The following is a 12,429-nucleotide window of genomic DNA, read 5'->3' on the forward strand; positions in this document are numbered from 1 at the left end:
TTTATCCTGAAGGGCTTCTTGTTTGTTCTAAATCATTATCTAATAGGGAATGCCCAAGAATCCGTCGGATAAGATACGTATCTTGAAGGAGCAGATTTACTTGCAATGGCAGATTTGTCATTGTTGGGAGTTGCCCCTAATCCCTATCCATATATTATTTAAAATGCAGCAAAACCTCATTTATTAAATGTGCTGCCAATGTAACGGTTTTATTATTTTCGTCCAACGAAGGGTTCACTTCCGAGACATCAAAGGAAAGGATCTTTTCATTTGATACGACATGCCTAATTATGGAACGGACCAATTTCGGATTCAGTCCAAACGGCGATGGTGCACTTACGCCAGGTGCGTAGGCTGAATCAATAACATCCGTACACAAAGTAAGGATAATGAAGTCGTTTTTACTAATAAATTCATTTATCCGTTGCGTAGTATCATTCATTTCGTTCAATGACAATTCTTCTTCCAATATGTATTCTACCTTACTTCTTTTGGCCGTTTCAAAGAGTGCTTTCGTATTGCCTTGTTTTTGGATTCCAACACATAAATATCCACAACTGTGATCTTCGTCCAAAATCTGTTTAAACATTGTTCCTGACGAACTTTCCATTTCATAAGGTCTCATATCAAAGTGAGCGTCTATATTAATAATTCCTAATCTAGCATTTGGTCCAATGTATTTTCTAATCCCAAGATAATGGCCATAAAATGTTTCGTGTCCTCCGCCCAAAATGATAGGTATCGTTTTACTCTCCAATAACTGGGCAACAGCTGCTCCAAGTTGAGCTTGTGCGGCCTCCATCTCTTTACCTTCACACACCACATTTCCAGCATCTACCAGTTCTGTTTGCGAAGATAAATGACAAGGTAATTTTGCCAGCGCTTGCCTTATATGTTCAGGGCCCTCTGCAGCACCAATCCTGCCTTTATTCCGTTTGACACCTTCATCACATTTGAAGCCTATCATACCAAAGGTCCTGGAAGCTTTGTCAGAGATGGTTAAATCGGATATCTGTGCCAAGCGGACTCTTTGGTGGTATCTGAAGCTGTCCATATCAGTCTGGGAATCCACTCTTCCATTCCAATATTCTAAAGTCGGTTTAATATACATAATTTCTCCTTTATAAAAAATTCTGAAATATCTTTTTTTAAAATTATAATTGAGATAATATATAATTACCAATACAAAATTTTAATATATCCATAGTTTAAAACTATAGAAAGGAGAATATATGGATCTTCGCCAACTTAGGTATTTTATTACGATCGTTCATGAAAAGAGCTACTCTAAAGCGGCTAAAATACTTCATATCTCTCAACCTTCCTTAAGTAATGCCATCATGAAATTAGAAAAAGAAGTTAGTTTTCAGCTTTTGGAACGTAATACAAGAGGATTGGAGTTGACGGAAGCAGGCGGTATTTTTTATACAAGATCTGTGGATTTACTTAGAAGATTCAATAATATGCAAGTGGAACTTGAGGAAATGAAGCAGGTTGGAAGTGGAACAATATCTATAGGCTCCATTGAATCTTTCAAATTTTGGTTCCCCAAGATCATCAGGAAGTTTAAAATCCTATATCCTAATATTCATATAAAAGTTAAAGAAATCTTGGGGGAAGAGAAAGTTATCGATTTCTTGAATCAGTATAATGGACATTTCACCATCACGAACCAGCCAATTAACAACGATGAAATCATATCTATTCCCCTCTATAATGAAAAATTCATGCTTTTGGTTCATAAAGATGATGACTTAAATGAAAAAGGTTCCATCACTTTCAAAGACCTTGCTGAGAAAGAATTGATCATCAGTACAACTGGTTTTCAAACAAGAGATGATATTTTGAAAGCTTTTAAAGAGGAAAACGTAAATCCCAATATTTTTTACGAAATAGAAAGACTTGAAACAGCTTGCAGTTTGGTGGAAGAGGGACTTGGGGTTACAATTTTACCGGAAAGCTATATAAAATCCGCTGTAACACCCAATACTGTAATTCGTGCAATCGATTCGAATTTTTTGGAAAGAACGGTTTACCTGGCCTATTTGAAAGATCGATATCTGTCTCCTGCAGTATGTAAATTAGTTGAAGAGATACGTAGCTTTTTTAAGATGTAATTTAATGAATAATACACCGTTCCATCCCTTATTGAATGAAAGGAAAACACTTTAGGCTTCCTGCCAATTATGAAGGTTTCCCACCCCTAATTTGTCGGAGTTTCATGTGTTTTCTTTTATTCATTCAAACTTCCACGCCAAGTATGAATATCGTATTGATTAAAAACATGGCTGTTCCATTTCTTCTCCTATGAATAACGGGCTGATAGAATAACTCGAGAACCATGTAAAAACTCTTTAAGTATAAAAATTCAATCCTCCGAGCAAGACCCGTTTTAAGAACTTCTTCGTTTTTACTTCTTTTGGGTTCACAAATTTTTTTCGGTGTTCCCTCTTCCACTACATCATGTTCGCCAAAAAACGTTCAAATATGTGTCCTTTATAATTGTGGCTAATCAAAGCATGCAATACATTGAAATGCTTAGCCAGCCACTACTAATAAGGTTGGTTCGCACATTGGAACGTTTTATATACGTTATCAAATTTCTTAAAACTCAATCCAGTGGCCTTCCCCCACTATAAAATCTCAGTGTCATAAATGAAAGATTGGACTTTTATGCTTCATGGGTAAAACCTTTACTTCTGAAACTCCCTTAATCGAGAACGGCGCTAGACTATGTCTGAATAGGTTTGTCAAACACATAAATCGTCATCGCAGTATCAATGTCTATATTAATATCAGTAAAGATGCTTAGAATTTTCGCATCCATCATTACCTCAATCTTTCTCAGAACTTCAGGATCCTTATAAATTTGCTTGACTAATTTAGTTCGTGCTTCATGAACCATCCGCTGTCCTTCTGTGGAGCCCATCATAAACTTTTCAACATTCGTCAGATTACCTTTCATCTCACTAATTACCCAAGGACCTACAAGACGAGTAGTGATTTCCTTTGGTCCATTCCCAACATACTCCTTGCGTATTTCACGAAGTAACATATTGAATTGATGTTCTCTATTTTTTTTCATTCCATTTCTCCTATCTATCCTTTAATCATTTTTAGTTTCCGGGTGAGGTAACATTAGATAACTTATTGTAAGTACAAATACCACCGCAGCTAACCATAAAGTCTGGATTGAATTTGCATTATTTACTATGATAAATCGAATGGTAGCTGTAATCCCAATATAAATAAGATATCTTAATGGGAAATGGTAATCTTCCCTGAAATATTGTACGATCATGGAAATGAATCCGAAATATAAGAAAAATATTAATATTTTACTGAAAGTACCATGAACATCCTTATTTCCCCAATAAACATCATTCAAAATGTAGTAAAGTTGCCGAAAAAGAAAATATATAAGAATAAAACTAAGTATAATCAATGATGTATTCAACACCGTTTGATACAGTTTTATCAGCCACTTAGCTTTTTTAAACTTGTATGGCCCAAACATCAGTATCCTCCATTTTTATCATATCTCCTTATCTAAATGAAATTGCCCTAAAAAATAATTTAGCTCGATTTCTACCTTCCACTGCAAATCATGCAAAAAAGCATGCGCTAATAAAGAACATACTCACAGCGATCGATAATAAGATAGTCCATGAGTACGAACAGTTGAAAAGTTTTCCTTTGAGTACAAAACACTTACTTTGATTGACCCTTTAATCCTTCGCCTAACCCTTTTAACAAATCAAGAGAAAACCTCATAACACGATTAACATCAGGATCTCTCATTAATTTTACTAAATCGAAAACACTCACTTTTTTATTTAACTGAAATCCTTCTTCTGCTTTTTGAAGACCTTTTGACAGTCCTCCCACCAGTTTTTTCGTCATTTCAGGATTAAGTTCAGTCAATACTCCAGCCGCTTCCATTGCATTGTTAACAGCATTTGTTACAGGTGGACGCAGCAATTGTCCCACTGCAATTTTTGCCACTTTCTCTTTTGCCTCAACGAGATTATTGATAGCTCCAAGAATTCCACTTTCGTGAAGTTCTTGGAGAAGCTTAATTGTTTCTTTAATCCCATCTGCATTTTCGGATAAATCTTGTAAAACCTTTTCAAGCGTTTGATCTTGCTTTTCTTTTTCGGTAAAGGTTGGTTCATCTATCTTCGTAATTGGTTTTGCCATTATTTTTTACCTCCCGGTGTATTCAAATCTGCGAGAGCTTCAAGAATGCTCATTTTATTGAGTCTTTGGAGAAGTAGTAGAATAGTTTTGCCAATAACATCTGCTTTTTCGGATAAATCTTGAACGACTTGTTTAAGCATTTGATCCCGTATTTCTTCTTCTGTCAGAATTAATAAATCTAAAGTCTTCTTCGGTGTTTCCATTACTTTTTAACTCCTGATATATTCAAGTCTGCAATTGGCTCGTAATCTTTCCGTGCCCATTTTCGTTCCACTTGTACGCCTAACTGGGGATTACGCGTTGCATAACGAGGGTTATACATTGGAAGTGGTCTGTTTCCTTTTGCTTTCATTAACTCCATTTTTACTTTTATCTGTTTATATGCAGGAGTCTGTGTATTAACATCGCCAACACTTCCTGTTAAAAGGTTGATTGCATTTTCATGACTTACTGAGTGCATGGGAACATACAGTTCTTTTCCTGTAACTCGATCTGTTACGACTGCATGAAGCTTAATTGCACCATAAGGAGAAATGAGACGTACTAATGACCCATCTTCTACCTTACGTTCTTTTGCAAGTTCAGGCGAAACTTCTACGAATACCTCAGGTAATTTATACTGAAGTCCTTTTGATTTATTTGTCATATTCCCTACGTGAAAATGCTCCAAGAGTCGTCCATTGTTCAATGTAAGATCGAAATCTTGTGTGAATTCAATAGGCGGAACATATTCTGCAAGAGAAAAACGCGCTTTTCTATCAGGAAAGTTAAAACGCTTTGTATAAAGAAGTGGCTCATCTGTGCCGTCTTTTTGCACGGGCCACAATAAACTGTTCCATCCTTCAAGTCTCTCGTATGATACACCCGCAAAAGTTGGACAAAGACTTGAAATTTCGTCCATAATATCGCTTGGGTGTTCATAGTTCCAATCCGCACCCATATATTTAGCAATTTGCTGAATAATCCACCAGTCTGGCTTTGATTCTTCTAGTGGCTCAAGTGCTTGATACAGTCGTTGAATGCGACGCTCTGTATTGGTGAATGTTCCATCTTTTTCAAGAGACGGGGCTGCCGGCAAAACAACATCTGCAAATTGTGCAGTTTTTGTTAAGAACACATCTTGTACAACAAAGAACTCTAGCTTACCGAGCGTGTCATGCACATGATTGGAGTTTGAATCTACCCATGCCATGTCTTCCCCCATGAGATACATGGCTTTCAGTTTACCTTTCTCTGATGCTTCTAGCATATCAATGTTCGTAAATCCTGACTTTTCAGAGATTTTTACGCCATAAGCTTTTTCAAAATTAGCACGTGCGACATTGTCTGTTAAACGCTGATTGCCAGCGAGCCATTGTGGAAGAGCTCCCATATCACATGAACCTTGCACATTATTATGACCGCGAAGTGGGTAGGCTCCCGTCCCAGTGCGACCGAAATTACCCGTTACAAGTAGAAGGTTAGCGATGGCTCCTGATGTATAGGAACCTGCAATATTTTGGGTAACACCCATTCCCCATAAAATACATGTTCCTTTTGATTCATGAATCATTTTAGCTGTTTTAACCAGTTGTTCTTTTGGAAGGCCAGTCACTTTCACAGCAAAGTCTAGCGTATATTTATTAAGAAGTTGCAGATACTCTTCGTAGTTATTTACACGAGCTTTTATGAATTTTTCATCATGCCAACCTTTATCAATCAAATATTTTGCAACAGCAGTCAACCATACAAAGTCTGTTCCTTGCTTTGGATGTAAAAATAAATCAGAACGCTCTGCCAGTTCATGTTTACGAAGATCTGACACAATCAATTTTTGTCCGTGTAATTTCTTCGCACGCTTAACTCGTGTCGCTAGAACAGGATGTCCTTCAGTTGGGTTTGCCCCAATCGTGATAACAAGACCTGCACTTGCAATATCCTGAATGGTACCTGAATCCCCACCATATCCAACAGTGGCAAGTAACCCATCTGTCGCAGGTGATTGACAGTAACGAGAACAGTTATCCACATTGTTTGTTTCAAACACTTGACGAGCCAATTTTTGCATGAGATATGATTCTTCGTTCGTCGTTTTCGAAGAACTTACAAAGCCGAGTGCATCTCCTCCGTACGTTTCTTTAATGGCACCCATTTTTTCTGTAATTAAAGTAAGTGCTTCATCCCAAGTAGCAGGAACAAATGCATCTCCTTTCCGAATTAAAGGAGTAGTAAGGCGTTGTTCACTATTAACAAAGTCCCAACCGAATTTCCCTTTCACACAGGTTGAAACACTGTTTACAGGACTATTTTCAGTTGGCTCAACTTTTAAAATTTCACGCCCTTTAGTCCATACTTCAAATGAACATCCTACCCCACAGAATGTACATACTGTTTTCGTTTTTTTCGTACGAGTATCCCGCGCGGCTGCTTCTACTTCTGATAGGGCAAAGATTGTTTTATAGTCCGGTTCTACTTCTTTAATGAGATCAACCATTGGATTTAACAAATCCTTCGGAATGGCTGTCATAAGCCCCGCTTCACCCAACATTGATTTTTCCATTAAGGCGTTACATGGACAAACTGTGGCACACTGTCCGCAAGATACACAAGAAGAGTCATTGATGGATTTACCATCATCCCACATTACACGTGGGATTTCACGTTCCCAATCGATAGATAGGGTTTCATTCACCTGTAGGTCTTGACATACTTCTACGCAGCGTCCGCAAAGGATACATTGGTCCGGATCGTATCTGTAAAAAGGATGTGACATATCCACTTCGTATCCTTTTTCACGATAAGGACGAGTTTGATGTTCAATTTCCAACAACTCTGCTGTGTTATGAACACGACAATTTCCATTGTTATTGTCACAAACCGTACAATACAGTAAGTGATTCTCCAAAATACGGTCCATCGCTTCTGTTTGGGCAGTTTTGGCCAGTTCTGAGGAAGTCAAAATATTCATTCCTTCCTCAATTTCTGTCGAGCACGCCCTCATAATTTTCCCATTAATTTCACACATACAGGTATCACAGGTTTGGATGGGACCTAAAACTCCTGAATAACAAATATGTGGGTGCTCTACTCCTTGTTCCAGGAGATAATCAAGAATTCGAGTCCCCTGCTCTACTTCATGTTGCTGTCCATTAATTTTCACTAGGACTGTTGCCATTTTACATTCTCCTTTTTTTAAAAATCAAAAAAGCCCGCCATAAAATAGATTGTGCAAATACAACACACATTCTATTTTATGGCGGGCTAATAACTAAGCAGTTTTTATCCTACTAGTGATCCTTCTCACCACATCATATAATAAAAAAAACAGGACATTAAGGCAATTCGTCAGTACCCAATGTCAATGACTTTTTTATATTCGAGTCTATATTCCTATTATAATACTCTATACGTTTAACCTCAACAATAATATGTGATTTAAACGCTAAAATCATCTTTTTTATTTATACAACATAAAAAATACCGTTCTCTTTATCCTCCGCTTACTGGAGGGATAAAGGCAATTATATCTTGATCTTTTATTATTTCATCGTCTGTTACAAAGCTTTCGTTTATAGACGTCATCATTTGATTAAAAGAAGATAGAGTATATTTACTATGAAGATATTGTTTTAGTTGCTGAACAGTTATATGATCTTTTTCTACTATTTTTAATTCATCTAATCCAATTTCTTCACGTATTCCCGCAAAAAATAAAACCGTAATCATTCCTTATTCCTCCTTGTCCGGATTTCCTTCTAGGTATTCAGTAGTCTCTAGTTGATCTCCAACCCACATCGTTCCGTCTTCCCAAAATTCTTTTTTCCAAATGGGCACAATTTGTTTAATTCGTTCAATCGCATATTCATTTGCCACGTATGCTGTTTTACGATGTGGTGAGGATACAGCGATAACAACAGCGATCTCTGAAATGTCTAATTTACCTACCCTATGGGTAATAGCTACCCTTGTATCCGGCCATTTTTTCTTAATTTCATCACCTATTTGACTCAGCATTTTTACAGCCATTGATTCGTAAGCTTGATATTCAAGAAATAACGTCTTCTTTCCTTTTGAAAATTCCCTCACAGTTCCAATGAATGTTGTAATGGCACCTGCTTTTTTTCGTGAAACTTGTTTGGTTACTTCCTTTACTGAAATAGGATCACTTACCAATTTAAATAAACATTGCTTCACCTTTTTTCACCACACTTACATTAAAAAGTCCAAATAGCACTTTTCTTTAATTATTCCTTCAATTAGCCTAATAAACGATAATAAAAATTTTTAGCAAGCTGTATGTTATTTGTTCCATGAATAAAAACACGCCCGTCCTTAAATATAACCACGCGATAATCATGAAGCTGACAAGATAATAAATAAGGATTTCTAATTACTTCACCATTAGCTTTTAGTTGTTTTTCTAACTGATCAAAACTATATTCCATATTTCTTGCAGGTCTAATTTGAACTGTATTTCTCCCGCATAATACTTCTGTTTTTGTCTGATTTTCATACGATAAATATGGATACGTTCTATCTAATCCACAAGATGGGCAACTTTCTGTTTTAATTTTGTCTAATTTAATGGAGTAATGCTGATTGCTCCATACATCAAATGTCAAAAAGGTGTTTCTTAGCGTTGAAAAATCATCTACCAATATTTTGAATGTCTCTGCTACTTGATAAGCAGAAACTATTTGAACTGAAGGATTGATAATTCCTGTTGTATCACATGTTGCCCCGCCGAAAGGAATACTTTTTAAAATACAATGCACACACGGTGTTTTTCCCGGGAGAATTGTATAGGTAGCCCCATAACTTCCTACACAGGATCCATAAATCCATGGAATGTTATATTTATGCGAAAGATCATTTAAAATAAATCGAATGTCAAAATTATCTGTAGCATCTATCAGAACATCGACATTACCGAGTAAATTTTCCATATTATCAGCTCTCGCGTCCATAACCAGTGCTTCAATTTCAACTTCCGAATTAATCCGTTTCAAATGCTTTCCAGCAGCTATCGCTTTTGGTAGTTTATCTTCAACATCTTTCTCGTTGTAAAGCTGCTGGCGCTGCAAGTTACTCCATTCAACATAATCACGATCAATAATAGTCAATTTCCCAATACCTGCCCGGACAAAGGCTTCGGCCCCAGCACTTCCCAATGCTCCAGCTCCTATAATGAGTACATGCTTATGCCTGATTTTTTCTTGTCCTTCAAAACCTATTTGTTTGAACTGCTGTTGCCGTGAATAACGATCATTCAACAAACTCTCTTCCTTTCTTTCGAAAATTATCTATACCATTTCCGTTTACACCAGCCATATCCATTTGTTAGATTAATGCATAATTTTCATGACACATACATTAAGAGAACGTAATTATTGGTTATGAAGAAAGTCTCCACTTTTCCCGCCAGTTTTTTGTACTAACAATGTTTCTTTAATAACCATTGTTTTATCAACTGCTTTACACATGTCATAAAAAGTTAGTGCAGCAACGGATACCGCGGTTAATGCTTCCATTTCAACTCCGGTTTTTCCACTACACTTAACCTTGGCATGAATAATTAAGTCGTATCCATTTTCTTTTTTTTCATATTTAAACGTAAAGTCGCTTCCTTGGAGCATGACTGGATGACACATTGGAATGACATCCGCGGTTTTTTTTGCTGCCATAATACCCGCAATCTGTGCTACTTGGAGCGGGTCCCCTTTTTTTATTAATCCATCTTCAATTGCTTCGAATAATTCATTGGATAAGGAAAGAGTGCATTTTGCAATTGCTGTCCGAGTTGTAATGTCTTTCGGAGAAATATCGACCATCTTTGGCCTTCCTTCTTCATTCCAGTGCGAGAAATTGCTCATCATTTGCCACCTTCATATGCTTAAGATATTTAACTACAGTAATTGTATAGCTTCGTCATAGAAGATTTAGTCCAGAAAAAGGGACTGACTCACAAAGGTTATTAACATACTTTGAAAGTCAGTCTCTTTTTCTAAAATCATTTATTTTTTTAATCAGATTCCTCCTATTTGCACAGAACAGAAACACTAGGTGACTTAAATAAACATTCCTTATCCATCATATTATTTCTAGTGCAAACCACAATGTTTCCAAAGCATATTTGAGAATACTTCCAATCTTTCAATGTTAGCCACCAATATGAGACATTTCTACTTTAGTGCTGTTTCTTGAACCATGCCCATTTTTTCTTTCATCAGAATAGCGATCGCTGCGATGATTCCAAATATCCGAAATTTTATTTGTAATCACAACATCCGACTCTTCTGAGCGAAGTAATTGACGAAGATCATAACCTTTTGATGCAAATAAACATGTATATAATTTCCCTTCAGCAGATACTCTAGCCCTGGAACAGGTAGAGCAAAATGAATCGGTCACAGATGAAATGATTCCAATTTCTTGATCACTGTCTATATACCGATATCTAGTTGCCACCTCTCCTACATAATTTGGCTTAATTTGTTCTAATGGCATGACTTCTTCAATTCGATTTAAAATCTCTTGCTTGGTCATTACTTCAGTCATTCTCCAGCCATTTGAATTTCCGACATCCATATACTCAATAAACCGAAGAGTATGTTTATGTTCTTTAAAATATTTCGCCATTGGAATGATATCTTGATCGTTTTTCCCTTTTTGAACAACCATGTTCATTTTCACTTTTAAGCCTGCATTAGAAGCTGCCTCTACTCCCTCTAAAACTCTCGCAACTTTGCTTCTATTCCCATTTAACTGATTAAAACGTTCATCATCTAAGGAATCAAGACTAACTGTTACCCGTCTTAACCCAGCATTAAATAACTCAGGCGCAAACTTTTTAAGAAGAGATCCATTTGTCGTAATAGCAATGTCCTCTACTCCATTAATTAAATTCAAACGATGAATCAATTCAGGAAGGTTCTTGCGTAATAAAGGTTCCCCCCCTGTAATACGTATTTTACTGACACCTAATGAAACAAATATACGGCTCAATCGCTCCATTTCATCAAAAGAGAGGATTTTATCAGAGGATAAAAAAGGATAGTCAGACCCAAATATTTCCTCAGGCATACAATAACGACAGCGAAAATTACAACGATCGGTCACAGATAAACGCAAATCTCTTAATGGGCGTTCTAATTTATCCAAAATATCATTTTCCATATTTTTCGTGTCTCCTCCTATTTTGATAACCAACTAACATTAATTGCATATTATTTCTTACTGTTTCTGTTGAATTCGCTCTGGACATGTATAAATATTCAAAGATTGATTACGAATAAAACCTACTGTCGTAATCCCTAATCCTTCTGCCAACTGTAAGGCCAATTCAGTCGGCGCCGATTTTGAAAGTACTACCTCACAACCAATTTTTGCTACTTTCAATAAGATTTCTGAAGATATCCGACCGCTAAAAACAATGATTTTATTTCCAATCGAGATATCATTTTTTAAACAATATCCGTATATTTTATCCAACGCATTATGTCTTCCTATGTCCATTCGACTTAGCATAAAACCGTTTAAATCACAGAGAGAGGCATTATGAACCCCTCCTGTATCTTGAAAAATAGTCGCGGAAATTTGTAAATTATTCATTAAACGAAAACAATCATCCGGGGTGAGCTTGACTCGGATTTCATTCATCTTCTTAGCGGTTAATGCATCGTTAACGAAGACAAACCCTTGTCTGCTCATTCCACAGCACGATGTAATATAACGCTTGTTTTGGAAATTTTGGTAATAAGGATTCAATTTATCTATTTTCACATGTACATATCCTTCTTTTTCTTGAACCCAAATGTCTTTGATTTCTTCATATTTCCGTATAATTCCTTCAGATGCTAAGTAACCGATAACCATATCTTGAATATATTCAGGTGTACAAACCATCGTAACAAATTCTTGTTCGTTAATTTTTACTGTAACTGGAAACTCTGTAACAATTATATCTTCAGCATTTTCAATATGTCCGTTTGTGAATCTAAGAATTCCCCTTTTCTCCACTGCTGGTTTCATATAGCACTACTTCCTTTATATTTTTTGACGAAAATTTCTACCTTCTTCATTTAACTTGGGTAATGCCTTATCTATTTCTATAAAGGGATACCTACATATACACCTTTAATCATTTTAGTTGTGTTCGATGAATTATATCTATCATTTTAAGTCTCCTAAAATAAAAGTTTCAGTTAGCATAAGTACCCAATATAATGAAGGAAAAAAACACTTCTGCAT

General features: G+C 36.3%; 13 protein-coding genes. 1 reads left to right on the top strand and 12 read right to left on the bottom strand.

All coding sequences use genetic code 11. The annotated features are described in order from the left end of the window. Positions 1 to 154: 154 nt before the first annotated feature. Entirely contained in the window at positions 155 to 1,111 is a 957-nt protein-coding gene (hutG, locus tag ACQKMH_RS23825) for a formimidoylglutamase (protein WP_427589823.1), read from the bottom strand. 121 nt (positions 1,112 to 1,232) lie between these two features. Between hutG and ACQKMH_RS23830 the strand changes: the two genes are divergently transcribed. Then, positions 1,233 to 2,117, top strand: coding sequence for a LysR family transcriptional regulator (locus tag ACQKMH_RS23830; RefSeq protein ID WP_427589824.1), 885 nt, complete (start codon positions 1,233 to 1,235; stop codon positions 2,115 to 2,117). Between the two features lie 614 nt (positions 2,118 to 2,731). Here the strand turns inward: ACQKMH_RS23830 and ACQKMH_RS23835 are convergent. From ACQKMH_RS23835 to fdhD, 11 genes are all read right to left on the bottom strand, one after another. Then, complete coding sequence (locus ACQKMH_RS23835) at positions 2,732 to 3,085, bottom strand: DUF2294 domain-containing protein (protein ID WP_427589825.1); 354 nt, start codon at positions 3,083 to 3,085, stop codon at positions 2,732 to 2,734. A gap of 21 nt (positions 3,086 to 3,106) precedes the next feature. Further along, on the bottom strand, positions 3,107 to 3,517 hold the full coding sequence (locus tag ACQKMH_RS23840; protein ID WP_427589826.1) for a phosphate-starvation-inducible protein PsiE: 411 nt from the start codon (positions 3,515 to 3,517) through the stop codon (positions 3,107 to 3,109). A gap of 194 nt (positions 3,518 to 3,711) precedes the next feature. Further along, positions 3,712 to 4,200, bottom strand: a complete 489-nt coding sequence (locus ACQKMH_RS23845; RefSeq protein ID WP_057216912.1) for a DUF1641 domain-containing protein — start codon at positions 4,198 to 4,200, stop codon at positions 3,712 to 3,714. After that, the gene (locus ACQKMH_RS23850) at positions 4,200 to 4,403 is read right to left on the bottom strand and encodes a hypothetical protein (protein ID WP_427589827.1); all 204 of its coding nucleotides are present in this window, start codon (positions 4,401 to 4,403) and stop codon (positions 4,200 to 4,202) included. The genes ACQKMH_RS23845 and ACQKMH_RS23850 overlap by 1 nt, the downstream gene beginning before the upstream one ends. Further along, entirely contained in the window at positions 4,403 to 7,354 is a 2,952-nt protein-coding gene (gene fdhF / locus ACQKMH_RS23855; RefSeq protein ID WP_427589828.1) for a formate dehydrogenase subunit alpha, read from the bottom strand. The genes ACQKMH_RS23850 and fdhF overlap by 1 nt, the downstream gene beginning before the upstream one ends. A gap of 314 nt (positions 7,355 to 7,668) precedes the next feature. Then, entirely contained in the window at positions 7,669 to 7,905 is a 237-nt protein-coding gene (moaD, locus tag ACQKMH_RS23860) for a molybdopterin converting factor subunit 1 (protein WP_427589829.1), read from the bottom strand. A gap of 3 nt (positions 7,906 to 7,908) precedes the next feature. Next, positions 7,909 to 8,373, bottom strand: coding sequence for a molybdenum cofactor biosynthesis protein MoaE (locus ACQKMH_RS23865; RefSeq protein ID WP_427589830.1), 465 nt, complete (start codon positions 8,371 to 8,373; stop codon positions 7,909 to 7,911). A 62-nt stretch (positions 8,374 to 8,435) separates the two neighbouring features. Beyond that, a complete protein-coding gene (locus ACQKMH_RS23870; protein WP_427589831.1) occupies positions 8,436 to 9,452 on the bottom strand; it encodes a MoeB/ThiF family adenylyltransferase in 1,017 nt (338 codons plus the stop codon). A 114-nt stretch (positions 9,453 to 9,566) separates the two neighbouring features. Then, positions 9,567 to 10,052: a cyclic pyranopterin monophosphate synthase MoaC gene (gene moaC, locus ACQKMH_RS23875; RefSeq protein ID WP_427589832.1), complete on the bottom strand. Its 486-nt coding sequence runs from the start codon at positions 10,050 to 10,052 to the stop codon at positions 9,567 to 9,569. A 286-nt stretch (positions 10,053 to 10,338) separates the two neighbouring features. Then, a complete protein-coding gene (gene moaA, locus ACQKMH_RS23880) occupies positions 10,339 to 11,355 on the bottom strand; it encodes a GTP 3',8-cyclase MoaA (protein WP_427589833.1) in 1,017 nt (338 codons plus the stop codon). 57 nt (positions 11,356 to 11,412) lie between these two features. Continuing rightward, the gene (gene fdhD, locus ACQKMH_RS23885; protein WP_141994765.1) at positions 11,413 to 12,210 is read right to left on the bottom strand and encodes a formate dehydrogenase accessory sulfurtransferase FdhD; all 798 of its coding nucleotides are present in this window, start codon (positions 12,208 to 12,210) and stop codon (positions 11,413 to 11,415) included. Positions 12,211 to 12,429 lie beyond the last annotated feature (219 nt).

It is taken from the genome of Peribacillus sp. NPDC097895 (genome assembly GCF_050277555.1).
Classification (GTDB): domain Bacteria; phylum Bacillota; class Bacilli; order Bacillales; family DSM-1321; genus Peribacillus.